A 26,047-nucleotide genomic window follows, 5' to 3' on the forward strand; every position below is an offset into this window, starting at 1 on the left:
ACCTAATACTATTAGAATTATACGCTTAACAATAACCATTGTCAATGATTTTCTCGAATATTTTTCGATTTCGTTCAAATCAAAAACAACCACCAAGATATTCTTGATGGTTGAATTCATAAAATTATCTAAATCAAATTTTTCTAAATTAAATTGACATCTTCCCCGTTCAATACTTTCTTCACCGTTCTCATTGAACACATTTTACCGCACATTGTACATGAATCTTCTTCGATTGGTTGAGATTCTTTTCTGTATTTTTTTGGTTTTTCGCTGTCAATTGCAAGTTCGAACATTTTTTCCCAATCCAAGTTAAAACGTGCTCTGCTCATTTCGTCGTCTCTTTCTTTTGCTCCAGGGATTTTCTTTGCGATATCTCCAGCATGAGCTGCGATTTTCGTAGCGATGATTCCTTCTTTCATATCTTCCAAGTTAGGAAGTCTCAAATGTTCTGCAGGAGTTACATAGCACAAGAAATCTGCTCCAGTACTTGCTGCGATTGCACCACCAATTGCTGATGTGATGTGATCGTATCCCGGTGCAATGTCTGTTACCAAAGGTCCCAACACGTAAAATGGCGCATTGTTGCAGATTGTTTTTTCGATTTTCATGTTTGCTTCGATTTGATCGATTGGCACATGGCCTGGTCCTTCAATCATTACTTGGACATTTTTTTCGTAGGCTCTTTTTGCCATTCTGGATAAATTGATTAGCTCTTGAATTTGCAAATCATCTGTCGCATCGTTAATGCAACCCGGTCTTAAAGCATCTCCCAAGCTTAGTGTGACGTCGTATTTTTCGCAGATTTCAAGTACATCGTCGTATCTTGTTACAAGTGGGTTTTCCTTGTTATTAGCAATCATCCACGCGAATAATAATGACCCACCACGTGATACGATTTTTGTAATTCTGTCTGTTGTTTTCAAATGTTCAGCGATATCTCTTGTAAGTCCAACGTGAATTGTAATGAAATCCACACCGTCTTTTGCGTGTTGTTCCACAACTTGTAAGAATTCTTCTTCAGTAATATCCTTCAATTCTTTATCTAACATTCCAACGCAATCGTACATCGGAACGCTACCAATCATTGCAGGAGAATATTCGATAAGTTCTTCTCTGAACTGTCTAGTCTTTCCGTAATTTGACAAATCCATTATCGCTTCTGCATCCATGTCGATTGCCACTCTAACTTTTTCCATTTCCTTTTCAATGTTGTAGCAATCTTTTGAAATTCCCAAATTCACGTTGATTTTAGTCTTCAAACCTTCACCAACACCGTGAGCATCCAATGATTTGTGGTTTTTGTTCGCAGGAATAACCGCATATCCTTTTTCAACTTTTTCTCTAAGAATTTCTACGTCTATGTTTTCTTTTTCCGCTACTCTTTTCATTTCTTTTGTAATGATTTTCTTCTTTGCAGCGTCTAATTGAGTTGTATATTCCATAAATACCTCCTATGTTGATTTGGAGACTGGAAAAAAATAACGGATACATAACCCATGTATCCGCAAAAAACATTCTAAGTTCTTCCCTTCGCATGCATTATCATGAGCAGGTATAAGGGTTTCTAAAAAGATCTCAGCGTAAAGCACCCCCAGACTCCGAATATATTATAACACAAACTTTTAATTTAATTCTACAAGCTTGATTTTGTCGTTTTTCTTAATAATTCCGCCCTTTAAAACTTTGCAGAAAATTCCTTCCGTTGGCATAATACAATTGCCGACTTTTTGTTTAATCGCACAACCTTTGTGACATTCTTTTCCGATTTGTGTAACTTCTAGAACACATTCTCCAATCGTCAACACTTGACCGACAGGAAGCGTAAACAATTCAATGTTTCTCGTTGTAATATTTTCTGCGAAATCTCCGTCTTTCAAATCAAGTCCCATTTCTCGCATTTTGTCAATGGATTCTTCTGCCAAAAGCGACACTTGTCTGTGCCAATTTCCAGCGTGTGCATCTCCAACCAATCCATGATCCACTCTAAGTTCTGCAAATTCTACAGGAGTTTTCACAGTGCCTTTTTTCTCGCTGATATTCACATCGATTACAACTGCCTCATCACTGTCGACACTTCTGTTGTAAACGCCGCTTTTGCCGCCTTCTTTGTGAAGTAATTCCACATTTGTAATTCGCATCGAACGGTCAATTGCCTTGCACATATCGTAAATCGTAAGAGCCGCAACGCTTGCAGCCGTCAAGCTTTCCATCTCAATTCCTGTTTTTGATTCGGTGTTTGATTGGACGAAAATATCTATATAATCATCTGCTAATTCGAATTTAACATCAACACCTGTGATGAAAATATTGTGACACATTGGAATAATTTCCGATGTTTTCTTCGCAGCCATAATCGCAGCAGTTTGTGCGACACTCAAAACGTCGCCTTTTTTGATGGATTTTTCTGTGATTTTTTGCATAGTTTCTTTTTTCATATAAATCCTACTATGAGCCACAGCAACTCTTTTAGTAGTTTCCTTTTCAGATACATCCACCATTCTTGGCAAACCATCTTCGTTAAAATGAGTTAAATCCACATTAACCTCCTATAGTATTCATATCCCTCTTGTTGAAGTTACCTTCTTCGAGATAATGTCTTTCTGGTTTATTGTATATTTCTTGTGTAATAATTTGACGGATATCTTCATCATTTCGAATACAATCTTTCAAATTAATCGACTTATTAGAATGCAAACACATCAGCAAATTGCCCTTGCAATCCAGCCTAACTCTGTTACATTCTGAGCAGAATTTGTGAGAAATCGGATTGATAAATCCCACAATCGCACCATTCGGATTGGTGTAATATTCTGCGACCTTCGATTTTTGTGAATCGCTGTCAATTTTTTGAAGATTTCCGATTTTTTTGATAATTTCTTCGTTCGACACGTAATCATCAGATTTTCCAATCGCTTCGCCAATAGGCATCAGTTCGATAAATCTTACAATCACACCATTCTCTGCGAATTTCACAAAATCTTCTATCTCATCGTAGTTGAAATGTCTCATCACAACGGTGTTGATTTTAATTGGTTTCATATCCATTTGTTTTAATTTATCGATGGATTTCAGTACCTTTTTCAAATCTCCACCACGCGTTATGTCACGAAATTTATCTGCATCCAAAGTATCCAGCGAAATGTTGAATCTGTCCACGCCACTTTCCTTTAAATCATAAGCCATGTCGTACAATTTAATCGCATTGGTAGTCATGCAGATTTCTTCGATTCCCATGTTCTTGATGCCTTTTACCAAATTCAATATTCCGTTTCTAACAAGAGGTTCTCCTCCAGTTAAACGTACTTTTTTTATTCCCAAATCTTTGAAAACTTCTACGATTTTCAAAGTTTCATCTATAGTTAGAATTTCGTCGTGATTCAAATGCGTGATTCCTTCTTCTGGCATGCAGTATTTGCATCTCAAATTACACTTGTCAGTCACCGAAATTCTCAAATAATCTATCTTTCTTCCGAGAGCATCTTTCATTTTACCACCTTTGTATATTATATCATATAACGCTTGGCGATAAAAAATCCCCAACTCGATTTCTCAAATTGGGAATTCAATAAAAATTATTCTTTTAATAAAAGTTCCTTTGCTTTTTCTAATCTTTCCTTCATGGAATTAATGTGAGATTCAGACACATTATCTTGGTCGGATAATCTCTTGATACCTTCTTGCAAAATATCAATTTCGTTGTCGTAATCCTTCATACTTCTGTAAACATTAGCATAAGAACTGTAAAGTGCAGGAGTACACAATCCGTTTTCTCTTGCAGTATCATAAGATTTTATCGCAGATTGGAAATGCGAATCCTTTCTGAATTTTTCTCCTTCGTTCCAATATCTCAAACCTTCCTTTGCACCCTTTGCTAGATCGTCTAAGTTTTTGATATCGAACACTTCAACCCTGCTATTGTGTGGGTGAATTACAACTTCTTTTGTAGTCTTGATTTTGTTGAAAATCTCATCCAAGCTGTCCTTGTTCTTTTCTTTTAATTTCTTCAACACATCCATCATGTGATAAACAGGAATTTTCTTGGATAATTTTTCTTGTGCTTTGTCCTCGTATTCCTTAACCTTAGCTATGGAATCATCTCCAATGTAGACCCAAGCAGTCACATCATTTGCAAATTGGTCATCTACGATTTTGATGTTTTCATGTTCCATCAAAGATTTTGTTTGGTTCAAATACTTGTCCAAATCATCCTTGTAAATGTTTGCGATAATTTCATCGTCAACACCTTTTTCAACTAAGTACACCGATTTCAAATTATCCAAGTCAACTTTTTCGAAATCATCATAATCCATACCCAAATAATGTTGTTCGTATTCTGCAACATACAACACAGGTGCTTGTTCAAATCTGTAGTTTGGGGTCGTATCTGATTTTAACAATCCCGATTTTCTAGTAATCATATTAGGAGTTACACGATTGATAATCACATTATCAGTTTCTTTCAAAATCCTCTTTAATTCTTCTTGTTGCAAATCACGAGCTTCGTCTTCTTCCAAATTATCCTTGATGATTTTGGATTCCACATCCAACTTATCTTTTATTCTTTCTCCGTGATAAGTTTCGAATCCGAAAGACTTAGAATCATCACCATAACCGTAACCAACATAGAAAACTTCCCCAGTGTCTTTTACGCTCCATTCGTAAACGTACCAATCATTTTTGTGAGCTTGGTTATTAGTTTCCTTTTCTTCTGAAGAAAAAACGCTTTTTAATTTATCAAATATACCCATAATATCCTCCAAATTTTAAATAATACGATACATCAAATAAAGTCCTGCTAAAATGATTAAAATGAAAAGCAAAATATCAAAATCTCTGTTTTTAATCGCACTCAACATCTCCAAAACAATCATAATCAACACAATAGCAATGGATGCGTAGATGAAAATATTTGATAATGGAGATATCAACACGCTTACAAGTCTAGGATAACTCATTCTAAGTTTCAATTCCACGATAAACAGAATCACGCCCAAAATCATAGACCAAAACTCGTATTTGTATAATTTGTTTCTCAATTTATTCATAGTAGTGCCTCCCAAGATGCTTTTTACATTACTTTGAATATACTTTACTTTATTATACCATATTCGATTTGTCGCAATAAAAAAACGCGAAAATTTTTGCAAACCTTCACGATTAAAATTTATTATGATAAATTAAAAATAACAAACCATTAATGCTAAGAATATCATACGGAGCAAATTGTTTGATTTCAAATCGAAAAAATCCGTCCAAAATCGCATTTGCGTAAGCGTTAGCGTGCTTGCGATTTTGGATTTTGAGATTTAGAAATCTTCAATTTGTGGAGTTTAGATATTCGTGCATTAAGGTTTGTTATCCAGTTTTTTTAGCATTAATGGTTTGTCATTAAATACTCAATATTTAATTTTTCAAATTTATTCTAAAACAGGAGCCATTAGAACTTTACCAGTTCCTCTATACACATTCACAAGTCCTTCACCGCTTGTCGCAGAACCTATCAATGATTTACCAGCTCTTTCAACTGTAAAACTCAACGATCCACTCCAAGCAATTGCCATGTTTCCATCTATCTTCAACACATCATTGTCAAGCGTTATTTCAATCAATTCTTCTCTTGGTACATAAGATTCCAACGCAACAATTCCCGTTCCGTGAAGTCCTAAGTTGAACAACCCTTCTCCACCTGCAACAGCTGATGAAATATTGGATTGCATAATAGCTTTGTGTTCCAATTCAGAATCACAAGCCAAGAACAATCCATCTTCAATGATGATTTCGTTGTTCCAATCATCTGCATCCAATAAAATAATGTGCTTGTATGTTGGTTCCAAAACCAATAATCCATCGCCTGTGTATTCAGGTTTTATAGCACCTTCACCAGTCACAGAACCACGCAAAGCTTTTTTGAAGAAATCTCCCGCGCCTTTTATTCCAGTAGTTGAACTAACATTTCCAAGCATCCATTGCATAGCTCCTGCTTGTACAGTGATATTTGATTTTGAAACATCGCACAATAATTGTCTTCTTCTTACATTCATTTCTGATGCAAAGTAAGAACTTTGTGCTTGTTCATAATCTACGGACAAATCCCTCTTGTATTCAATAACTTTAAATGCTCCATTTTGTTCTTTGATTATAACATCATCATTGTCTTCAAAATTTTTAACTTTAAACATTTAGCACCTCTTTTCATGAATATTATATCATAATGTTCAATTTTTCTGATTTGCATTTTATCAAATTTGTTATATAATTACGTCTTGGCTATTTTAAAATTTTATTATATAATTTTACAAAAGAAGGGGATAATTATGTCAAAAAAAATATTACACACCTCCCTTGCATACGTGGCGGTACTAACTGGTGCAGGCCTTGCAAGTGGACAGGAAATTTTGCAATATTTTACAGCTTATGGCAAATCCGGCTTGTGGACAGCGCTATTTGTTTTGATATTGCACACATTTATAGGAGCGATTATTTTGGAACTTGGTTCTTATTATTTCGCAGATGAACACAGTGATGTTTTGGACGAAATAGCATCCAAGAAATTCACAAAAGTATTCGACATTTTACTTATTTTAACTGGATTTATAATCGGATTCGTTATGCTTTCCGGTGCAGGCTCCAACCTCAACCAGCAATTTGGACTAGCACCGTGGATTGGTTCACTTATTTGTGCATTGCTTGTAATTTTCGTAGGAATGATGGATTTTGAAAAAGTAACCAGAATTATCGGTGCATTTACGCCAGTTATCGTGGCTTTGATTTTAATCGCATCAGTCTACACAATAGCAAAATTTGACGGAAACTTTAACCACTTAGACCCAATCGCAAGAACTATTCCGAAAAACTTCGGCAATCCTTGGCTTGCAGTAGTCAATTATTTTTCATTGTGTATGATGGTAGGATTGAGTACGGCATTTGCAATTGGTGGTAACCATGTACTATCTGAAGAAGCGAAAGTCAGCGGATTGTTAGGAGGATTTATCACAGGAACAGTAACAGCTCTTTTGGCAGTTGTTTTGTTCATGAGAGTTGACATTCTAAAAGATGCAGACCTTCCTACACAAGTTTTAATCGAAGAAATCAATCCAGTTTTAGGTTTGATAATGAGTTTGGTAATATTTGGAATGATTTTCAACACAGCTATCGGGTTGTATTATTCGTTAGCCAAAAGATTTTCAAAGGACAATCCGGCAAAATACAAAATGTATTTGATAGGATTTGTAACGATAGGATTTTTCCTAAGCTTTTTAGGATTCAGAAAACTTATCAGCATCACTTATCCAATCATAGGATACGCTGGAATAATTCTTATAACATTCTTGATTTACGCATATATAAGAGATTTCCAAAAAATCAAAAAAGAATCCAAGAGAAGATTTAAAATCTTGGATTTGTTGGAAAAGAAATACGACGACGATCAAGATTACACTAAAAAAGACGAACGAAAAGTAAAATCTATGATTAATCAGTCAAACTTAGACAACGACGTATTGGAAGAAGAAATGGAAACTATGGCTGAAGAAAATCAAGAAGACGACGATGTTACTGAAGAAAACACAGAAAAATAATATGTGGGCTGCTTTTGTAAGCAGCCTTTTTTAGTGGAAATTTTTGTAGATTAGAAAGTCCTACGGATTAGAAACCTCAGCTAATTAAAAAATCCTCCGGCTAAGAATATCATACGGAACAAATTGTTTGATTTCAAATCGAAAAAATCTATCAAAAATCGTATTCGCGTAAGCGTTAGCGTGCTTACGATTTTAGGATTTTAAGATTTAGAAATCTTCAATTTGTGTAGTCTAGATATTCGTGACAGAGGATTTTTAATTTATTACACCAAAAGATTTCTCACTTCTCCTAATCAATTTTACTTGTTATTTTCTTGCATCATATTTTCATTAGTGATATACTAGGAAAAATATTTTAAAGCGAGGAGATAATATGAAAACCAATAAAAAATCCCTATTGAATTTTCTGATTCCGTCCATTATCGGGATAATTATATTCATGATTCCCGTAAAATACGACGGCAATTGGACTATAATAGTCAAAATTTTAGCCGATTTTATCGCCAAAATTGTCGGCGATTATCTGCCAGCACTTTGTACGATTATAATTACGATATCGTTCGTGATGAGCATTATGGCAAGTTTCAATGTCAAGTTCATCAAAGAAAACAAACTTTTGAACCAAACATTTTCTGTAACTCCTGTTTGGTTAGTACTTAGAATTCTAGGATTTATAGTCGTGTGGATGGTAGTGTTGAAGGACAAGCTTAACCTTGGGCCGTTTTTCGACATGATAGTTGCCGATGAATCTGCTACATTTATACTCAACGATTTGTTGACATCACTTGTAATTATTTTCGTAATAGCAAGCATGCTACTCCCACTGTTGCTTGATTTCGGTCTTTTGGAATTTATCGGTGCGATTTTCACAAAAATAATGCGCCCAGTGTTTTTGATTCCTGGACGTGCAGCTGTGGATTGCATCACAAGCTGGATTGGAGATGGAACTTTAGGGGTTATGCTTACGGCTAACCAATACGAATCAGGATATTATTCTGCCAAGGAAGCTGCGATTATTTCTACGAATTTCTCCGCAGTGTCCATAACATTCAGCCTTATCGTTTTGTCCCAAGTCGACATGGTAGATTATTTCGGAGTGTACTACCTTTTGGTGTGTCTTGTCGGAATTGTGTGTGCGATAATAATTCCAAGAATTCCACCATTGTCACTCAAAAAAGACGACTATGTAGTAGAATCAGCTCATGATAATGAAAATATATCAGAAAATTATTCTTCATCCGTCAAGTACGGGCTTGATTTGGCAATAAAAAGAGTTGAATCGCACAAAGGGATTGGAGAATTTTTGAAAAACGGATTGGAAAATGCATTCGGAATGTGGTTTTCGGTGATGCCGATTGTTATGATAATCGGAACGGCATCACTTGTACTTGCAAACAACACTCAAGTTTTTGAAATCCTTGGCAAGCCATTTTTGCCACTGTTGAATTTCTTGAAAGTTCCAGAAAGTTTGGAAGCTTCCAAGACAATGATTGTAGGTTTCAGCGACATGTTCACACCATCAATCATAGCTGCAAGCACAATTCAATCGCAAATGACCAAATTCATCGTAGCGACAATTTCCGTAACGCAATTAATCTACTTATCAGAAGTCGGTGGACTAATCCTCGCATCGTCAATTCCTGTAAATTTATTCGAATTGTTCGTAATTTTTATCGAACGAACAATAATCTCACTTTTGATAGTAGCTCCAATCGCACATTTGTTGTTTATGTAAACAAAAACCAGAGAAACATTCTCTGGTTTTTTTGATTATTCCATTAAAAATTCACTAATACACTCAGCTATTTCAACTGGCTTTTCAGTGTGAAAATCGTGTGATGTATTCTGGATAAATAGTGATTGTATATTCTCTTGATTATTATTTTTTTCTACTTTGTTTTTCTTATATTCATATAAATCATCTGGTGTATCAGCTAATAATAACAGCGTTTTTACTTTTATATGCATGTCAAAAACATCCACATCTTCTTTGAACTTTATATAAAGCAAATTAGAAATTGTGTCAGCATTCATCTCAAGACTATTTTCTTTTATATAACTTCCACTAAATTCAACTTCTTTTTCCACAGTTGTTTTCGTGAAATCATTCGTAATTATTGCCCCGTCTAAAATAACTAATTTATCTGGTTTTATCACTTCAATGTTCCTAATCAATAAGTCTGCACCTAGTGAATATCCAATAACTACTGAATTTTTTGGTATCTGAGTTTCTATCCATTTTCCAAAATCTTCTTTGTTTTCGACGTTCACATCTATATTTGAATATTGTCCAGGTAAATTGATATATTCAATGGTATAATTGAATTTATTTAACTCTTTTTCAAGCTCATTTACGTTTGATTTATCACATCCTAAACCTGATAGCATATATATTTTTTTCGTTATTTCTTTTGTATGATTCATATTTATTCTATTGTCCACGTAATTGTAACAGTATCTTGCACATCGATATCGTCAGCCTCGATGTCTATGTCATATGTCGATGCCGCTTCACAAACCATCAAATCATCCATCGGCGAAGAATATATCTCAATTTCTCCCCACGAATAATCTATGTTTAGTATTTCTTTCAACTTCACACCAGAAGCCTTCGCCAACACCTTTGCCTTCGTCGTAGAATCTTCTACAGCTTTTTCTAGCAAATCATTCTTGACCTTTTCCTTGTCCTTTACAGTGTGATTGATTTCAAACTTCACTTTTACATCGCAATGCGCCAATTCGTACAAAACTTTCCCCAGTATCTTATTGTCATTTTCAAACTCAATATATGTGCGATGCTCGTATTCGTAACCTACGAACTTTTCCTTGTAGTCGTTATTTTTATCGTGATAACTCTTATATTTTGAATCAATCGAAAAATGAGTTGTCTTCAAATTCTTCGGATCGAGCCCCGCATTTTTCAAAGCGTCTCGTAAAATCCTCGTGTCTTGTGTCGATTGTTCAATAGTTTCGTCATAATTCCAGCGCAACCCCTCAGCCTTTATCGTAATCTTGATAGTGTCAGGCTTCACCGAAATCTTTCCCTTACCTTTTACACGAATAGTTCTTTCCATAATAATCTCCTTTTGCTGACAAATTTATCCTACAACTTCGTCGATGTACTCTGCTTGTTCCACGATAAGATCGATGATTTTCGAGCGATAATCTTGTGGATATTTGTATTTTGCAAGAAGCCTTTTTATCGTCCTTCTCATATTTGCCCTGCCCGATTCTCTCATCATCCAATCGGAAGTCATCTCGTTTGCAATAGTCCTTGTCAAATCCTGAGTAAACTTCACAAGCTCCTCGTTAGTGTAGAAGTCCGTAATATTTTCAGGCTTACTAATCGCATGATAAAACGCCAACTCTTCCTTGCTAAGGCCAAGCTTCTTGTTCTCCTCGTCCATCTTCACCATATCTTGCGCTAACTTTATCAGCTCTTCACGAATATAATCCATATCGTACTTTGACTTCTCGTCTTCCACAACTCCCACAAAATGATCCAAACTCTTCGCGTTATCGACCATATTGTTTCGATATCTTTTCATAATATTTTGAAGTCTTTCGGAAAAATCCTGCCCCTTAACAATATCTCCCCTGGAGAAAATAGCAATCTCATCCTTTAATAGTTTATTCAAAAGTTCAATACTGATATTTTTTTGTTCCATCTTTTTGATTTTTTCCATAAACAAAGGATCAAACAAACTAAACCCATTCTCAAAATCTTGGAACAAATTGATAACGCCGTCGCTGTGAATGGATTTTCTCAAAAGTTTTGAAATCTCCATGTCGATTATGTGTTTTGGAATCTTACCACCAATTGTAATCCTATTCAAACTCGTTCGTATAGCTTCGATAAATGCAGCCTCTCTTTGCTCATGTTCTGAAGTAATCGAAGAACACAAAGTGTGCGATTGTTTTAATTCGTAGGATAGCTTCTTGAATTTATTTTGGTTATCTTCTGAAAATCCCAAAACGTAATTCAAGCCATCCATTATAAGTTCTGCAATTTTTTCGTCATTGACATTTTCATCGAAGATTGCCTCATAATCAAACCTTTTGAGATAAACTTCCCTGATTTTTTCTAACTTAGCTACAAACAAAGGATAGGCAGATTTTCTGATATCGGCATTGTCGATAATTTGTTGGTCTGATTTTGTGTAATCAATCATAGCCTTCTTCAACGCATTTGCAATCCCGATATAATCCACAACCAAACCGCCCTCCTTGTCCTTGAACACACGGTTAACTCTCGCGATAGCCTGCATCAAATTGTGACCTTGCATTGGCTTAAACACATACAACGTCGCCAAACTTGGAACATCAAATCCCGTCAACCACATATCCACGACAATCGCAATCTTGAACGGATCATCGTCGTTTTTAAACTTGCTCGCCAACTCTTCCATTTCGGATTTGTTGCCTATAATCTTCTTCCAATCCTCTGGATCGTTGTTGCTTGAAGTTGCCACCACATTAACCTTTTCATTCCAATTAGGACGAATCTCCATAATTTTCTTGTAAATCTTCACCGCAATTTCTCTGTTGTAAGCGACAATCATAGCCTTTCCTGTCAGAAGATCTTTTCTAGTAGTTTCGTAGTGATGAATAATATCGTGAACAAGCGTATCGATACATTCATCAGATCCAATCACCTGCTCCAACCTACTCAAATCACGCTTACTTCGTTCGATATCATACTCATTAGCATTTTCTGCAAGCTCTTCGTACTTATCATCAATCCTCTTCAAAATATCAGAATTCAAACCGAGATTAATTACCCTGTTTTCATAATACACAGGCTTAGTTGCACCATCCTCAACAGCTTGGCTCATATCGTAAATATCAATATATTCCCCGAAAATTTCCTGCGTATCCTTGTCATTCTTGCTAATAGGAGTTCCAGTAAAACCAATATAAGTAGCATTCGGAAGAGATTTTCTCACAAGCCTTGCCATCCCCGACTGAACCTTCCCGTCCTTCGATATTTTTTCACGAAGACCGTACTGTGACCTGTGAGCCTCATCTGCAATCACAATAACATCATCACGATCAGTCAACGACTCATCAGACTCTGCGAATTTTTGCATCGTTGAGAAGAAAATCCCGTTCGACTTTCTGTCATTAAGCAAATCGTGCAAATTCTTCCTTGAAGTTGCTTGAACAGGAGTTTGCCTTAAAAACCTTCTCGCCCTCGCAAACTGTTCAAAAAGTTGTGTATCCAAATCATTCCTGTCCGTCAACACCACAAAAGTCGGATTAGAATACCATTGATCCATATTCATCAAATAATGCACATAGAAAACCATCGACTTTGATTTGCCTGAACCTTGCGTGTGCCAAAAAACACCACCCCTGCCATCTCCGATAGCCATCGCTTGTGTAGTAGAATGCGCAGCCTTTTCCACAGCAAAATATTGGTGATATTGTGCGAGGATTTTATTTGTAGAATCATTTTGATGCTCGAAAAAAATGAAATTTCTTATAATATCCAACAACCTATGTTGCTCCAACACGCCTTCCACAAGCGTCTTGTAATCTGCATACTTCGTCGACTCATACGAACCATCCGTCGATTTCCATTCCTTATACCACGATTCTCCAGCAGTAATAGTTCCCACCTTCGTAGTCGTAAAATCAGAAATAATATTGAAAACATTGTACACGAAAAGCTCTTCGATATCGTGCTGATAGTTTTTGATCTGCCTGTAAGCGCTCGACACATCAGAATTTAACGAAGTCATAGATTTAAGTTCTACGACAACCAATGGAAGACCATTCACATACACCAACACATCCGGCCTTTTCGTATCCTTGCCGACAATCGTAAGCTGATTAGTCACCACGAAAGTATTATTCATAAAATGATCGTAATCAATCAAATGCACCCTGTCTGTCACAGGCATGTTATTTTCAAGGTGAACAATTTCGATACCGTTTTGCAAATATTCGAAGAAAATCTCGTTTCGATCCACAAGAAGGCCCGCGTCGATATTCTTAATCACATGAATAGCCTGATCAATTGCAGCATCTTCCAGCTCACAGTTAATTCTTCTAAGAGACTCCCTCAACATCTCAGATGCAATCGGACTTTTCATACTGTCCCTTACAATATCTTGGTGAGCTACGTATTTATATCCCAAATCCTCGATAGCCTTGATGAAAATCTTCTCAAAACCATCTTCCAAATAAACATCACTCATTTTTGACCTCCTCTCCCTCGATTTTAATATTACTAACATCAATCTCGCCCGCCATCAACTTCGGTAGCAAAGCATCACGTAATTCGGCAAGCTTGGTGTTTTGGATTCCTAATTTTGCTGATAAATTTATATTATTGCCAGTTACATTAAAATAACGTTCCATCGTTTTTCTATCTGGTACAGCTATTTTAAAATCATCCTTAAAAATCGTAAAACTAAAATTAGAAATTCCCGTAGATTTTACTTCGTATTTTGTTAAAATCTTATTTCTATATGAGTATTCCAATAAATTATACACAAACCACCTTATACTTGAATCATTAATTCTTATTAGTTTACAAAAACTAGCACATATAACATCATTATTGTACTCATTTAATAGTTCATCAGTCACCAAAAGCATTCTTCCCAAATCTTGATTAGTGCTTCCTCCAGATGATTCAAAAATAATATCCCCAACTTGTAGCCTTCTATTTTTCAAATTACTTTCAGTGTGATATCTGTAGTTATCCATATTAAAATATCCGAATTTACTATCTGGAATATCAGTTCCTCTTATGACATAAGCTGGAATCAAATACTTTTCTTGAGGTTTTTCTTTTCCCCAGCCTCCTCCAATATCGAAATCTAATAATTCTCCAATTGGTTTAACTTCCCAGCCTTCTGGAATCATGCCCAACTCACTCTCAACAAAATTCCCATCTTGAAATGGTTCAAAATCCACAAACCACGATTTGAATATCGCTTGTGCTTGGCTCTCTAAGTTGGAAATAATTTTATTGTTTATTTCGATTTTTGAGTCAAGACTTTTCAATATAGTTACAATTTTTTCTTGTATGGCTCTTGTAGGAATCAGTATTTCAAAATTATTCAAATTAGATATCGTTAATGCCTTTTGTGTAGATCCTATTTGTTTGCTAGTAATCTGATATTTAGCTTCTGGCGAAAAAAACCAGTAATATAGATATGATTTATTAATTTGTTTTAAGTTTCTAAACCATGTTAAATTTCCATCTTTAAAGTAGAACTCTTCATTTTTAACTAAATATGGTACTCCCAGCGTTCCAACTGATGTCAGTAATAAATCCCCACAAGATGGCACACCATATTTGTTTTTAATTTCAATATATCTTTCTTTCGAAATAAATAGTTTGTTTGATATTCTTTTATTTGATTGTTTCTCAATTATTTCCTTACTTCGATAAAACGGAATTCCTTTTTCTTTGTATTCTGACGCGAATATTCTTTTACTTGATGATATATCTGATAGTTCTTTAAGCTTATATTTTTCAAAGTTTTCCTTAAATTCCATAGCCAATAGCTCCAAGTTGTTCCTTAATCTTCTTTTCCAATTCGTTGGATTCTTCAAATAGATCTTTTAACTCTTCTGTTAGTCGTTGCATTTTGTCTTCGAAGTCTTCTCCGTCGTCGTCCATTTCTTCAAGTCCTACGTATCTTCCTGGTGTGAGTACGAATAGGTTTGTTTCTATTTCGTCCATGTATGCTGCGTGGGCGTATCCCAATTCTTCGATGTCTTTTCCATTGACGAAGTTTTTGTAAGTTGTGGTGATTTTTGCAATGTCTTCTTCTGACAAATCACGGTGCGCTCTGTCTATCATGTGGCCTAGGTTACGGCAATCCAAGAATAGTGTTTTGTTTTTTTGTTGTTTGTTTTTGTTTAATATCCACAACGACACTGATATTCCTGTGGAATAAAATAATCTGTCGGGCATTGCTATGATGCATTCCACTAGGTCATCTTTTATTATATTTTCTCGGATTTCTCCTTCTTTTCCAGATGCGGACAATGATCCGTTGGCAAGTACGAGTCCCATTTTGCCAGTGTTATCATCCAAATGGTATATCATGTGTTGCATCCATGCGTAGTTTGCGTTTCCTTGTGGTGGTGTTCCGTATTTCCATCTGGAATCTTCTGATAGTTTGTCGCCGCCCCATTCTTTTAAGTTGAATGGTGGATTTGCCAATATGAAGTCTGCTTTTAATGATGAGTGTTGGTCTTTGAAGAATGTATCTGCAGCACCATGTCCCAAATCACCTTCCAATCCGTGAATTGCGAGGTTCATTTGCGCAAGCTTCCACGTGTTGGTGTTGTATTCTTGTCCATAGATGGATATTTCGTTGATTCTTCCTTGATGGTTTTCGACGAATTTGGCAGATTGTACGAACATTCCCCCTGCGCCACAACAAGGATCGTACACGCGGCCTTCGTATGGTTCGAGGATTTCTACGAGTGTTTTTACGATGCTTGTAGGCGTGTAGAATTCGCCGGCGTTTTTTCCTTCAAGGGATGCGAATTGGGCGATTGTGTATTCGTAAGTGCGTCCGAGGATGTCTTTTGAGTTGCCGTGTTCTTTTAGTTTCAAATTGTTGAACAAATCCACAACTTCCCCGAGTCTTCTTTTGTCAAGTTCAGGACGTGCGTAGTTTTTAGGTAGGATTCCTCTTAGTCTGTCGTTTTCTTGTTCTATCGCAACCATGGCTTCGTCGATTATTTTTCCGATTTCTGCTGTCATTGCTTTGGATGCTACGTATTCCCATCTGGCTGTTTTCGGTACGAAGAATACATTTTCTGCGATGTATTCGTCGCGGTCTTCTTCGAATCCGTCACCTTCTTCTAACAATTGGTTGTATTTTTGTTCGAATGAATCCGATATGTATTTGAGAAATATCAGCCCAAGTACAACGTTTTTGTACTCTGCTGCATCTATGTTGCCTCTTAATTTGTCTGCCGCTTGGAAGATTTCTTTTTCAAATCCAAGGTTAGCTCCTGTTATATTATCCATGTAATCACCTGTTATATTTTCATTCTTGTTTATTAAATATTCTTACCTTTTATTATATCAAAATGAGTTTGTTAATTCAGCATTGTAGCATTTGATTTTCTGCATAAAAATAGAGCGAAAGTTTGGTTTATTTCGCTCTGATTTTAAAATTTTTGAAAAATAAATTATTCTTCTCCAAATATATCCAAGTTTTCTATGAATCCATTTTCTTTCCACCACGTTGCGACATCAACATCGTATTGTTTTGATTCGTAATCTATGTCGATTGCTTCGAGATCATCTAGTTCACGATCCACTTCGAACAGATGTAGCTTGCCTTTTACTGGAAATGGGTTGATTGGAATTACACGATTGAATATCCACGAATATCCCTCAAATGTTTCATCATCATATAAAAATGCGTCTTCTCTGTCGGTTTCGTCGTTGTATTTTCGAATGTCAGCCAATTCTGCAATTGCGATTGCGTGTCCATTCATGAGCGATGTTCTTTCGAATTTGTTTCTGGCAGTGGATGCGCAAATCAATATCCATCCGCGATAATCTGTTTTCCAACTGCGTAGTTCAATCCATTTGCATCCCATGGCTATCATGGTTGCGTAGAATGGTTGTATACTTAGTGCTTTCATTGATGTTTCCTCTTTTTAAAATTTCTTATGTACAAAATCGGGTTTGATTGTCAAACCCGATTTTCGTTAGATATTAGTTGTCACTTCTTGCGAATCCGTTTTTCATTTCGCAGCTTGCTGTGAATAAAACGTCGTGAAGTAATTTGTCTGTTTTTTCTTTTAAGAAATCTGCCATTTCTTGGTTTGCTTTTTCAAGTAATTCGTGAGCGTTTGCTGAATTCTTAGCAAATTCTTCGTCGTATTTGTTGATGATTTCGTTGGATTTTGATTGAACTGCTCCTTGGTATCTTTCGATGAAGATAGCTGTTTTGTTGAAGTGAGCATCGCAAAGTGCTGCTATGATTCTGTTAGCCCAGTAGAAGTTTTCAGATGTTGCTTTTACTACTTGGTCTCCTACATAGCTTGGTGTTGTTTCTACGTTTGCGTAGAATGCAACTGCTGCGTTGAATGCGTTGCTACCGAATGACAACCATTGAATTGCTCTGATTTCTTCTGGAGCGTAAGGTCTTATTTGTGTAAAATGAGTTACATTGTCACGGCTAATTCCTAATGGACGATACATTCCACGGTAGTTTGGATCTCCGTGTTTTGCGTAGCAATCGTAAGGTGTTCCTTCGTAGTGGCTGGACAATATTGTCTTCATATCTTCAACTGTGATTTTTCTTTCTGGTACCATTGCCCATGGCAAATCATCAGATTCTGGTGTAAAATCAGCATCAATTCCATCCCAAATCAATGTGTTTGGATTGAAATATCTTAGCATAATCCATGCTCTTGGTGTGTTATATGTGTGATCTGAATGATCATGAGATCCGTATGCTAATCTTGGATTTACATAATCTTCTTGATCTAAGAATAGATGATGTTTTTCGGACCATTCTTTCAAATCTTTTGAACACATGAATTCTTTTTGTTCGCCGTATGCATCATCAAAATCAAAATAATCAATTCCCAATTGGTTTGGCATTACAACGTATGCATCATCAGGAACTCTTCTTGCCATCCAGTGATGTCCACCGATTGTTTCCAACCACCAAATTTCGTCAACATCTTGGAATGCGATTCCGTTTGATTCATAAGTTCCGTGTTCTTCTAATAATTTTCCTAATCTTTCAACGCCTTCTCTTGCAGAGTTGATGTAAGGAAGAACAAGAGTTACGAAATCTTCTTCGCCAAGTCCACCGAATTTTTCATCTTTTGTTGGAGATTGAATCAAAGGATCTGCACCTTGAACTCTTGCGTTTGTAGTGATAGTTTCAGTAGCGCTCATTGAAATATTTTTTTCGTTAACGCCTGATGCCGCCCAATCTCCTTCAAATGTGTCAGAGTTTGGAAGTGCTGTGTATCTCATAGGATTATCAGGTAAATCCACCTTACATCCTGATAAAACTGATTCGTATTTTCTTGGTTGATCTTCTGGTTTTACAACGATAAATCTCTTAGCTGTAAAAATTCCAGAAGGAGAATCTTCACTTCTTGAAATAATTGTGGAGCCGTCAAAGCTCGCTTCTTTACCTACTAATAATGTAGTACATGCCATAATTACATACCTCCTTAAATGTGATATTCTTTTTTAATATCCAATATCATTATACCCCTTTTTCTATATTTTTTACACAGAAAAAAGAAAAAAGACTATCGTTTTTTTGATAGTCCTTTTGATTTTATTCCTCTTCGTTTAATGCATCGATTGTATCATCAGTCAATCCCTTTAATTTTTCGACATAGTTTGCATCGTGATTTTTCTTAGGAATCAATATTATCCTGTCGTTTTCAAGTTCACACTCAAATATATCTCCAACTCTTAGGTCGTATTTTCTCATTAATATATCTGGTATTGTAATTTTGTTTCCTTTTTCTACTTCGAAATTCATATTATCCTGCCTTCTTCTGTAATGTTGTGTTTACTTTATTTTAGCATTATTTCGTGAATTTGAAAAGTTTCTCCTATTTGGTTGTTTAATTTTTGAATATGCTACGAAAACTATCATTCCTATAACTGCATTTACTACGATTGCTCCACCTGGTTTAATATCAAATTGATAAGATTGAACTATTCCCAACATCATATACAAAATACCGAGTATTATCGTTATGATGTATGTTTTCTTGTAGCTTTTTGCAATTATGAGCGCTGTGGCTACTGGAAGTACAATCAATGATGTTACCATCAACGCTCCAACTATTTTCACTGCAAGAGCTATAGTAATCGCTGATAAAAAAGTAAATATTGCATTAATTCGATTTACTTTCACCCCAGCAAGGCGAGCGATATTTTTGTCGATAGAAATAGCCAATAGTCCAGAATATTGCGATATAGACACCACTAAAATTAATATGAAAATCACAGAAATATTTATCACATCTCTGTTTGTCACAGAAGAAATGCTTCCGAAAAGATACGATTCAAATGAATTTCCTCCTGGAGCAAAATCAGATAATATCGCTGCAATTCCAAGTCCCGTACTCATTATGACAGCAGTTGCCATATCTCCGTATTGTGGGAATTTTTTTCTGATTAATTCTATTAAAAATGCCGCTACAACACAGACTATTGCAGAGCCTAATAAAGGATCAAATCCTAAAATAAGTCCAAGCCCAACTCCACTAAGAGCAGTATGAGAAAGCGCATCTCCTATCATCGATGTTTTACGATTAACCATTATTATTCCAATCATCGGAATCATTATCGAAAGCATCAATCCTGCTACCAATGCTTTTCTCATAAACGCAAATTCTAGCATTTTACAAGCCTCCCTTCAATCATTTCGTATTGTGTTCTATCAATATCCAAAGCTTCTATTTCTTTTATTTCGTGAGTTACCATTATTACAGTTATGTTGTAATCTTTGTTGAGTTTAGCAATTGTTTTTATAAATTTCTCTTTGTTTTCTTTGTCAACACCTGCAGTCGGCTCATCGAGTATAAGAAGTTTGGGCTCGTTAATCATCGCCCTACAAATCATAGCTCTTTGTTGAAGCCCTCCCGACAACTCATTTACTGGACGATTAATATATTCTTTCATTCCCATTTCTTCCATAATTTTCCTAGCTTTATCGTAATGTTTTTTGCGTGCGACTTTAATTAGCCCAAAATCTTCATACAAATTTAACGTTACAAGCTCCAAACAAGTAATCGGAAACGCAATTTTGTTTACAATATTTATTTGAGGAACATATCCTATATCTCGGTAGCTTTTGTAATCTTTAATATTTTTATCTAAAACTTTGATTTCTCCGTCATCAGCTTTTAACTCTCCCAGCATTAATTTCAATAAAGTTGATTTACCGCTACCATTTCCTCCAAGGATTAGAGCCATTTCTCCTTGATTTATCTTCAAATTCAAATCTTTAAGCACCAAATCTTCATTATAACCAAAGTTTAAGTTTTTAATAGTTACTGCATTCATTTATACACCTGCCTTTTTCATAGATTCGTATAAGTTTTTCAAATTCATCTCAATTAATTCGATATATCCTTGATTATTGTCTTGTTGTTCTTTTGTTATAAATTCCATCGAAGCCAAAGGCTTTATATCTCCTCCCAATTCTTCCGATAAAGTCTTCGCTTCTTTAGGAGGTTTTCCATATTCATAAAATACCGTAGTAATGTTTTTTGTTTTCGCAAAATCCACGGCTTTTTTTATTGTTTTAAGACTTGGACTTTCCATGCTAGTAAGACCTTCTAATGGATACTGAGTAAGCCCAAAATCCCTCGCTATATATGCATAAGCGTAATGTGTTACCAAAAAGCTTTTGTTGTCTAATTTACTAAATTTTTCTTTGTATTCTGCGTCAATATCTGTCAATTTATCTACATATTTCAATTTGTTTTTGTGATAAATTTTCTTATTGTCTGGATACTTTTGTATCAATTTATCTTGGATACTATTCAAGTACTTCTTTGCATTTACAACTGATAACCATGAATGTGGATCGTAAGTTATCTTATCAAACCCTGACGAAGAACCTTCCATTACAGGCTTTAATTTGCCCTCATCTTGAAGTAATTTACCGTTAGTATCTTGTAAATAATACGGTAGCAAATCTTCGCTTATTCTGTCTGATACGAAAATCCACTTGCCATCATCTTTTATGTTGTAAAATATCTCCCCAGATTCATGGCCCATTTCAAGGCCATATACTTTTCCTTCTTCTACATCAAAAGTGTTTTTTTGGTGAACAATCTCACCCTTTTGATTCATAATTTCCTTTGCTTTTTTGACTAATTCTTTCTTGTCTTCTCCATTATCCTTGAAGAACGCAACTCTCATAATATCTTCATGAGTGTGCCCAAAATCTATTTTGCGTTTTCCTTTTGTTAAATCCAATCTTGCCATATATTGAAAGTCGCCCCTAGCAGCAGCTCCTTTGTATGTGATTAACTCTACAGAATCCGACAACTTCAAAATATCCAAATTAGGCAAATTCTCGTGTACCTTGTCTACCCAATGTTCCATATTCGCTCCGTTTACTACCAGCAAATCTGCCTCGGCAAGTTTTTTCATATCCTTGGCAGATGGCTCCCACAAATGAGGCTCCTTATCCACCGGCATGAAAGTTCTCACCTCTACAGTATCTCCTGCAATCATCTTCACCAATTCATGCACTGGAAAAAAAGATGTGTAGATAACAGGCTTTCCTGAAGATTTCTTCATATGATTGGAACATCCTGCAAACAAAATCATGCACAAGACTAATAGAAAACTCAACAGTCTTTTTTTCATTTAATTCTCCTTTTCAAAAATAAAAGGACAGGTTGTCCCTGTCCTTTGTCAATTTCATATTCAAACCTTATTCTTCGATTTCTCCGATAATTTGTTTATCAGTTGTGTTTGGTTTTACGAAAGTTGGGAACCATCCTTCTTTTGCAAATAATTCATCCTTGTCATTGCCATATCTCATGTGGAAATGTGTCAATTCTTCTTCGCCGTGAATTGGCATCATTAATAAAACTTTATATTTCGCATTAGAATCCACAGCTTCGAAAACATCCCATTCTAGCATATGTGATCCGTGTTTAACAGCCTTTTTTTCTACAAATTTGTACTCAGTTTCAGCGATTTTGTCTCCATTTTCTGAAGGAATTTTGCTTGTGAAAGTAATTTTATTTCCTTCGATTTTCAATCCATTGAATTCACATTTTCTTTTTTCAAGATAATCTGCTTTTGCTTTTTTCTCATCAATATTTTCTTTTTTTGCTAAAGTTTTGAAAGCACCTTGAACTTCTGGCTTTTCCAAATAGCTTCCCATGTTGTTCCATTCTCCAGCCCAATCAGACAAGCTTACTTCTTCTTTTTTGTCCTCAGTTTTTTCAGTAGCGTTGTTGTCTTCTTTTTTGTCTTCTTGTTTTTGTTCAGCTTGTTTTGTGTTTTCTTTCGGTGCATCTTTTTGTGCTCCACAACCATTCAGCAATAACGCCGCTGACATCACTCCAACTATAGCCATCAATTTTAATTTATTCATATCAATACTCCTTATTTGTATTTGTTAGTAGAGCAATACAAGTAGTTATTAATATCTCAAAACAAATTTGAATGCATTCTAATTTTATTAATTAATTAACTTATTACAATAAAATCTTATTTTTAGTCTAATCATTCTATTAAATTTTAAATATGTAATAAGTTTTTTGAGAATTAAAAACTTATTTAGTTGCAAATTACGTCTAATCTGCAAAATCAATTGTAAAAATCATCCTACTAACTTTATCCAAATAAATAATAACATTATTTTTTTGTTCTGTCAATAATGATAATCATTTGAATTTAGATTTTTTCAATCAAAAAATCGGATTTGAATAATCAAATCCGATCTGTGATGTTCTATTTATCTTGTTTATTCATTGTGCAACAGTCCAATCTTTCTTCGCCGAAAGTGTTTTTGTTTTCGTTGCCCAATTTTTTTAAAAATTCTTCAAAATTTTTCTTTATTTTGCTAAAAATTTTCATTTAATCACTACCTTTTTAGTTTCAATGTCAACTTGTTTACATTTATATTATACACCTATTGAGTTTCATTTTCAAATTCCAAAAAAATTTGACGTGATTAGAAGTTTAAATTATAATATTAGTAGTTACAGTTCATATTTTGTATTTGAACTTCTAATTTAATTTATGGAGGAAATCAATGAGCTTTGGTGCTAAATTAAAACAACTCAGAGAAGACAGAGGTCTTACTCAGACGGAACTTGCGGACAAGCTTGGCGTGACTTTGAAGACTATAAGCAACTACGAAACGAAGGGCACTCGCCCACGCACGCAAGATATGTACAAGAAAATCGCGGAGTTTTTCAATGTCGACATCAATTTTTTGTTGACTGTGGAGGATAATTTCGTGCTGGATTCTGCTAAAAAATTTGGATATTCTGGTAAAAAGGATGCTGAGAATTTGGTGGATAATTTGTCGGGGCTTTTTGCTGGAGGTTCTCTTCCAGAAGAGGACAAGGACAAACTTTTCAATGCGATTGCTGAAGCCTATTACGAAGCCAAGTTAGAGAACAAAAAATACGGAAAAAACAAGAATAAAAGGTAGTTTATGTACAATAGATGGATATATGATAAGGTAAATAATTTGGTTGAAAAATACCACACCAGAAATCCCGATGAGCTTTTGGATTTGTTGGGAATTAAGCTTCACTATATCGATAGTCCGTCCAAACTTTTGGGAGTGTATCAAGTAATTCTTAGAAATAGGGTTATTTTGATTGCGAACAATATCGGAAGTTTGAAAAAAATCGTTCTGGCTCACGAGATTGGCCACGACCAACTTCACAGGAAATACTGCATTGATGGTCACGCTTTTCACGAGAACAAGGTGTTCAATCCTACGGATGTTTTTGAGAATGAGGCGAATATTTTCGCAGCTCATCTTTTGATTTCGGATGAAGATTTGATTAAAACGATGCGTGAGTACACCGACGATAAGACTATGGCCTACAAGCTGGGTGTGGATATTAATTTGTTGAATTTGAAAATATCTGAGATGGTGAAGCTGAACAAGTTTCCAGCAGATATTTGTTATATTGAAAATCCAAAATCTACTTTTTTGGAAGATTATAGTCCGTTGGATGACGAGTAAGGAGGTTGTTATGGGACTTATAGATTACTCTTTGGAGCCAAAATCTGATATTGCTTTTGTGGATATCAAAAGTTTTTACGCTAGTGTTGAATGCGTCAAGAGAAATCTGAATCCTTTGACAACTTCTCTTTGCGTCATGAGTAATTCCGACAACGCGAGTGGATTAATTCTCGCAAGTTCTCCTACTTTCAAGAAAGTTTTCGGAAAGAAGAACGTCGGTAGGGCTTTTGATTTGCCTTTTCACGTCCACGATAGGAAGTTTAACTTCCAATCAGCTCTCAGACAGAATTTGCCTATCACCGACTCTTATATAAAATACATTGAAACTTGGGCGAAAAACACCGTCATCGTCCCTCCTCGAATGGCCCTGTACATTGAGGAGAATTTGAAAATCCAGAAGATTTTCATGAATTACGCAGCGAAAGATGAGATTCTTCCCTATTCTATCGACGAGGGCTTTATCGATTTGACTACTAGTTTGAATTATTTCATTCCCGATAAAACAATATCGCACAAGGACAAATTGGATTTGATATCTTCTAGAATCCAAAACGAAATCAGAAACAAAACTGGTTTGTACTCTACGGTTGGAATGAGTAATTCCAATCCTCTGTTGGCAAAACTTGCGCTGGACAACGAAGCGAAGAAAACCGTGAATATGAGGGCAAATTGGTCTTACGAAGATGTGGAGGAAAAAGTGTGGAACATTCCCGATTTGACAGATTTTTGGGGAATCGGTGAAAGAACAAAAAGAAGGCTGAATAAATTGTGTATTTTTTCGGTGAGAGACCTCGCAAATTCCAATCCCGATATTTTGAAAAAAGAATTCGGAATAATGGGCGTGCAGTTGTGGTTTCACGCAAACGGCGTCGATGAATCCAAGGTCACACAGCCTTATAAGGGAAAATCAAAAGGTCTCGGCAATTCGCAAGTCCTTCCCAGAGATTACTCCAAGAAAAGTGAAATCGAAATAGTTCTCAAAGAAATCGCAGAACAAGTCGCAATCAGAATTCGACGAATCAAAAAGAAGGCGACTGTGGTGTCGATCTACGTTGGATATTCCTTCAAGGAAAACAAAAGATCCATCCACGCACAAAAAACCATCTCCCCTTCTCAATCAACAGCAGAGCTAACAGCTCATGTCATGGATTTGTTCCATCAAAAATATCAGAGAGGATCTGTCAGAAGACTTGGCGTAAGTTATGAAAATTTGGTGGACGAAGCGTGCATATCATTTTCACTTTTCGAAGACATTGAGAAAATAGAAAAGCAGAAGAATTTGGAATCTGCAATCGACGAAATAAGAGACAAATACGGATTCACTTCCATTCAAAAAGCGACATCTCTCATGGAAGGATCGCGTGTAATCGAACGAAGCAAACTAATTGGAGGCCACTGCGGTGGAATGGACGGTACTTATGATTATTAGAAATTATCTTCCCTACAAATCAGCAAGGGAATATTGCGACAGAAAAATGGCAAAATGGATGGGATTTTTCCTGTCAGAACACACGACAGCACTACATTCGATGACTGAAAATGTCAGCATTCAATCGTTGGGTGCGAGTAGTTTGCTTTTACTGATAAGCCAAGCTTTTCTGAATGATTTCACAGTTGAAATCTTCATACTCAACAACAAATCATACGTCGGGACAATCTACGATTTTTTCGAAGACAAGATATATTTCGAAAGCGACAATCAAATGATAGAGATAAAATTCAGCGAGATTTTGAACATTAATTTGATGGAGTAAT

General features: G+C 35.7%; 25 protein-coding genes and 1 riboswitch. Of the genes, 6 read left to right on the top strand and 19 right to left on the bottom strand.

The genetic code is table 11. From position 1 onward, the window contains the following. Positions 1-143: 143 nt before the first annotated feature. The 6 genes from thiC to HMPREF0391_RS00870 form a co-directional block, all read right to left on the bottom strand. Positions 144-1,445 carry a phosphomethylpyrimidine synthase ThiC gene (thiC, locus tag HMPREF0391_RS00845; protein WP_002834921.1) on the bottom strand — a complete coding sequence of 434 codons (1,302 nt, stop codon included), beginning with the start codon at positions 1,443-1,445 and terminating at the stop codon, positions 144-146. A gap of 66 nt (positions 1,446-1,511) precedes the next feature. Then, positions 1,512-1,606, bottom strand: a riboswitch (TPP riboswitch). 19 nt (positions 1,607-1,625) lie between these two features. Next, positions 1,626-2,540, bottom strand: coding sequence for a cyclic pyranopterin monophosphate synthase MoaC/MOSC-domain-containing protein (locus HMPREF0391_RS00850; protein WP_002834922.1), 915 nt, complete (start codon positions 2,538-2,540; stop codon positions 1,626-1,628). Position 2,541: 1 nt separating this feature from the next. Next, the gene (gene moaA, locus HMPREF0391_RS00855; protein WP_002834923.1) at positions 2,542-3,489 is read right to left on the bottom strand and encodes a GTP 3',8-cyclase MoaA; all 948 of its coding nucleotides are present in this window, start codon (positions 3,487-3,489) and stop codon (positions 2,542-2,544) included. Positions 3,490-3,575: 86 nt separating this feature from the next. Next, positions 3,576-4,751 carry a hypothetical protein gene (locus HMPREF0391_RS00860; RefSeq protein WP_002834924.1) on the bottom strand — a complete coding sequence of 392 codons (1,176 nt, stop codon included), beginning with the start codon at positions 4,749-4,751 and terminating at the stop codon, positions 3,576-3,578. Positions 4,752-4,766: 15 nt separating this feature from the next. Further along, on the bottom strand, positions 4,767-5,048 hold the full coding sequence (locus tag HMPREF0391_RS00865; protein WP_002834925.1) for a hypothetical protein: 282 nt from the start codon (positions 5,046-5,048) through the stop codon (positions 4,767-4,769). A gap of 372 nt (positions 5,049-5,420) precedes the next feature. Continuing rightward, positions 5,421-6,182 carry an AIM24 family protein gene (locus HMPREF0391_RS00870; protein ID WP_002834926.1) on the bottom strand — a complete coding sequence of 254 codons (762 nt, stop codon included), beginning with the start codon at positions 6,180-6,182 and terminating at the stop codon, positions 5,421-5,423. Positions 6,183-6,317: 135 nt separating this feature from the next. Between HMPREF0391_RS00870 and HMPREF0391_RS00875 the strand changes: the two genes are divergently transcribed. Then, positions 6,318-7,580, top strand: a complete 1,263-nt coding sequence (locus HMPREF0391_RS00875; protein ID WP_002834927.1) for a hypothetical protein — start codon at positions 6,318-6,320, stop codon at positions 7,578-7,580. Positions 7,581-7,953: 373 nt separating this feature from the next. After that, on the top strand, positions 7,954-9,315 hold the full coding sequence (locus tag HMPREF0391_RS00880; protein ID WP_002834928.1) for a YjiH family protein: 1,362 nt from the start codon (positions 7,954-7,956) through the stop codon (positions 9,313-9,315). A gap of 35 nt (positions 9,316-9,350) precedes the next feature. Here HMPREF0391_RS00880 and HMPREF0391_RS00885 read toward each other — a convergent pair whose 3' ends face one another. From HMPREF0391_RS00885 to HMPREF0391_RS09650, 13 genes are all read right to left on the bottom strand, one after another. Continuing rightward, a complete protein-coding gene (locus HMPREF0391_RS00885; protein ID WP_035109050.1) occupies positions 9,351-10,004 on the bottom strand; it encodes a hypothetical protein in 654 nt (217 codons plus the stop codon). A 2-nt stretch (positions 10,005-10,006) separates the two neighbouring features. Next, positions 10,007-10,654 (bottom strand): SIMPL domain-containing protein, encoded by a 648-nt coding sequence (locus tag HMPREF0391_RS00890; RefSeq protein WP_002834930.1) that lies wholly within the window; start codon positions 10,652-10,654, stop codon positions 10,007-10,009. A gap of 24 nt (positions 10,655-10,678) precedes the next feature. After that, entirely contained in the window at positions 10,679-13,783 is a 3,105-nt protein-coding gene (locus tag HMPREF0391_RS00895) for a type I restriction endonuclease subunit R (protein ID WP_002834931.1), read from the bottom strand. Beyond that, positions 13,776-15,095 (bottom strand): restriction endonuclease subunit S, encoded by a 1,320-nt coding sequence (locus HMPREF0391_RS09265; protein WP_002834932.1) that lies wholly within the window; start codon positions 15,093-15,095, stop codon positions 13,776-13,778. The genes HMPREF0391_RS00895 and HMPREF0391_RS09265 overlap by 8 nt, the downstream gene beginning before the upstream one ends. Next, entirely contained in the window at positions 15,085-16,587 is a 1,503-nt protein-coding gene (locus HMPREF0391_RS00905; RefSeq protein WP_002834933.1) for a type I restriction-modification system subunit M, read from the bottom strand. The genes HMPREF0391_RS09265 and HMPREF0391_RS00905 overlap by 11 nt, the downstream gene beginning before the upstream one ends. Positions 16,588-16,751: 164 nt before the next feature. Continuing rightward, the gene (locus HMPREF0391_RS00910; RefSeq protein WP_002834934.1) at positions 16,752-17,213 is read right to left on the bottom strand and encodes an ASCH domain-containing protein; all 462 of its coding nucleotides are present in this window, start codon (positions 17,211-17,213) and stop codon (positions 16,752-16,754) included. 73 nt (positions 17,214-17,286) lie between these two features. Beyond that, entirely contained in the window at positions 17,287-18,753 is a 1,467-nt protein-coding gene (locus HMPREF0391_RS00915) for a C69 family dipeptidase (protein ID WP_002834936.1), read from the bottom strand. A 124-nt stretch (positions 18,754-18,877) separates the two neighbouring features. Then, positions 18,878-19,087, bottom strand: coding sequence for an AbrB/MazE/SpoVT family DNA-binding domain-containing protein (locus HMPREF0391_RS00920; RefSeq protein ID WP_002834937.1), 210 nt, complete (start codon positions 19,085-19,087; stop codon positions 18,878-18,880). A 30-nt stretch (positions 19,088-19,117) separates the two neighbouring features. Beyond that, complete coding sequence (locus HMPREF0391_RS00925) at positions 19,118-19,957, bottom strand: metal ABC transporter permease (protein WP_002834939.1); 840 nt, start codon at positions 19,955-19,957, stop codon at positions 19,118-19,120. Next, on the bottom strand, positions 19,951-20,622 hold the full coding sequence (locus HMPREF0391_RS00930) for a metal ABC transporter ATP-binding protein (protein WP_002834940.1): 672 nt from the start codon (positions 20,620-20,622) through the stop codon (positions 19,951-19,953). Before HMPREF0391_RS00930 ends, HMPREF0391_RS00925 begins: the two co-directional genes overlap by 7 nt. Further along, positions 20,623-21,939, bottom strand: coding sequence for a metal ABC transporter substrate-binding protein (locus tag HMPREF0391_RS00935; RefSeq protein ID WP_002834941.1), 1,317 nt, complete (start codon positions 21,937-21,939; stop codon positions 20,623-20,625). A 67-nt stretch (positions 21,940-22,006) separates the two neighbouring features. Then, positions 22,007-22,678 (bottom strand): ZinT/AdcA family metal-binding protein, encoded by a 672-nt coding sequence (locus HMPREF0391_RS00940; RefSeq protein ID WP_002834944.1) that lies wholly within the window; start codon positions 22,676-22,678, stop codon positions 22,007-22,009. A gap of 359 nt (positions 22,679-23,037) precedes the next feature. Beyond that, on the bottom strand, positions 23,038-23,163 hold the full coding sequence (locus tag HMPREF0391_RS09650; RefSeq protein WP_002834945.1) for an LDCC motif putative metal-binding protein: 126 nt from the start codon (positions 23,161-23,163) through the stop codon (positions 23,038-23,040). A gap of 178 nt (positions 23,164-23,341) precedes the next feature. Between HMPREF0391_RS09650 and HMPREF0391_RS00945 the strand changes: the two genes are divergently transcribed. Genes HMPREF0391_RS00945 through HMPREF0391_RS00960 form a run of 4 tightly spaced genes read left to right on the top strand, consistent with a single transcriptional unit; the run spans position 23,342 to position 26,046 of the window. Then, positions 23,342-23,746 (top strand): helix-turn-helix domain-containing protein, encoded by a 405-nt coding sequence (locus tag HMPREF0391_RS00945; RefSeq protein WP_002834946.1) that lies wholly within the window; start codon positions 23,342-23,344, stop codon positions 23,744-23,746. A 3-nt stretch (positions 23,747-23,749) separates the two neighbouring features. Further along, positions 23,750-24,292, top strand: coding sequence for an ImmA/IrrE family metallo-endopeptidase (locus HMPREF0391_RS00950; RefSeq protein ID WP_002834947.1), 543 nt, complete (start codon positions 23,750-23,752; stop codon positions 24,290-24,292). Positions 24,293-24,302: 10 nt separating this feature from the next. Next, on the top strand, positions 24,303-25,721 hold the full coding sequence (locus tag HMPREF0391_RS09720) for a Y-family DNA polymerase (RefSeq protein ID WP_035109053.1): 1,419 nt from the start codon (positions 24,303-24,305) through the stop codon (positions 25,719-25,721). Continuing rightward, a complete protein-coding gene (locus tag HMPREF0391_RS00960) occupies positions 25,711-26,046 on the top strand; it encodes a hypothetical protein (RefSeq protein ID WP_035109055.1) in 336 nt (111 codons plus the stop codon). Before HMPREF0391_RS09720 ends, HMPREF0391_RS00960 begins: the two co-directional genes overlap by 11 nt. Position 26,047 lies beyond the last annotated feature (1 nt).

The sequence above is a fragment of the Finegoldia magna ATCC 53516 genome (assembly GCF_000159695.1).
Taxonomy (GTDB): Bacteria; Bacillota; Clostridia; order Tissierellales; family Peptoniphilaceae; genus Finegoldia; species Finegoldia magna_F.

What these genes read in the sequence shown, in the direction of transcription:
- thiC (WP_002834921.1), bottom strand. Translation starts at nt 1,445, where the DNA reads ATGGAATATACAACTCAATTAGACGCTGCAAAGAAGAAAATCATTACA.
- moaA (WP_002834923.1), bottom strand. Translation starts at nt 3,489, where the DNA reads ATGAAAGATGCTCTCGGAAGAAAGATAGATTATTTGAGAATTTCGGTG.
- HMPREF0391_RS00860 (WP_002834924.1), bottom strand. Translation starts at nt 4,751, where the DNA reads ATGGGTATATTTGATAAATTAAAAAGCGTTTTTTCTTCAGAAGAAAAG.
- HMPREF0391_RS00865 (WP_002834925.1), bottom strand. Translation starts at nt 5,048, where the DNA reads ATGAATAAATTGAGAAACAAATTATACAAATACGAGTTTTGGTCTATG.
- HMPREF0391_RS00870 (WP_002834926.1), bottom strand. Translation starts at nt 6,182, where the DNA reads ATGTTTAAAGTTAAAAATTTTGAAGACAATGATGATGTTATAATCAAA.
- HMPREF0391_RS00875 (WP_002834927.1), top strand. Translation starts at nt 6,318, where the DNA reads ATGTCAAAAAAAATATTACACACCTCCCTTGCATACGTGGCGGTACTA.
- HMPREF0391_RS00880 (WP_002834928.1), top strand. Translation starts at nt 7,954, where the DNA reads ATGAAAACCAATAAAAAATCCCTATTGAATTTTCTGATTCCGTCCATT.
- HMPREF0391_RS00885 (WP_035109050.1), bottom strand. Translation starts at nt 10,004, where the DNA reads ATGAATCATACAAAAGAAATAACGAAAAAAATATATATGCTATCAGGT.
- HMPREF0391_RS00890 (WP_002834930.1), bottom strand. Translation starts at nt 10,654, where the DNA reads ATGGAAAGAACTATTCGTGTAAAAGGTAAGGGAAAGATTTCGGTGAAG.
- HMPREF0391_RS00895 (WP_002834931.1), bottom strand. Translation starts at nt 13,783, where the DNA reads ATGAGTGATGTTTATTTGGAAGATGGTTTTGAGAAGATTTTCATCAAG.
- HMPREF0391_RS09265 (WP_002834932.1), bottom strand. Translation starts at nt 15,095, where the DNA reads ATGGAATTTAAGGAAAACTTTGAAAAATATAAGCTTAAAGAACTATCA.
- HMPREF0391_RS00905 (WP_002834933.1), bottom strand. Translation starts at nt 16,587, where the DNA reads ATGGATAATATAACAGGAGCTAACCTTGGATTTGAAAAAGAAATCTTC.
- HMPREF0391_RS00910 (WP_002834934.1), bottom strand. Translation starts at nt 17,213, where the DNA reads ATGAAAGCACTAAGTATACAACCATTCTACGCAACCATGATAGCCATG.
- HMPREF0391_RS00915 (WP_002834936.1), bottom strand. Translation starts at nt 18,753, where the DNA reads ATGGCATGTACTACATTATTAGTAGGTAAAGAAGCGAGCTTTGACGGC.
- HMPREF0391_RS00920 (WP_002834937.1), bottom strand. Translation starts at nt 19,087, where the DNA reads ATGAATTTCGAAGTAGAAAAAGGAAACAAAATTACAATACCAGATATA.
- HMPREF0391_RS00925 (WP_002834939.1), bottom strand. Translation starts at nt 19,957, where the DNA reads ATGCTAGAATTTGCGTTTATGAGAAAAGCATTGGTAGCAGGATTGATG.
- HMPREF0391_RS00930 (WP_002834940.1), bottom strand. Translation starts at nt 20,622, where the DNA reads ATGAATGCAGTAACTATTAAAAACTTAAACTTTGGTTATAATGAAGAT.
- HMPREF0391_RS00935 (WP_002834941.1), bottom strand. Translation starts at nt 21,939, where the DNA reads ATGAAAAAAAGACTGTTGAGTTTTCTATTAGTCTTGTGCATGATTTTG.
- HMPREF0391_RS00940 (WP_002834944.1), bottom strand. Translation starts at nt 22,678, where the DNA reads ATGAATAAATTAAAATTGATGGCTATAGTTGGAGTGATGTCAGCGGCG.
- HMPREF0391_RS09650 (WP_002834945.1), bottom strand. Translation starts at nt 23,163, where the DNA reads ATGAAAATTTTTAGCAAAATAAAGAAAAATTTTGAAGAATTTTTAAAA.
- HMPREF0391_RS00945 (WP_002834946.1), top strand. Translation starts at nt 23,342, where the DNA reads ATGAGCTTTGGTGCTAAATTAAAACAACTCAGAGAAGACAGAGGTCTT.
- HMPREF0391_RS00950 (WP_002834947.1), top strand. Translation starts at nt 23,750, where the DNA reads ATGTACAATAGATGGATATATGATAAGGTAAATAATTTGGTTGAAAAA.
- HMPREF0391_RS09720 (WP_035109053.1), top strand. Translation starts at nt 24,303, where the DNA reads ATGGGACTTATAGATTACTCTTTGGAGCCAAAATCTGATATTGCTTTT.
- HMPREF0391_RS00960 (WP_035109055.1), top strand. Translation starts at nt 25,711, where the DNA reads ATGATTATTAGAAATTATCTTCCCTACAAATCAGCAAGGGAATATTGC.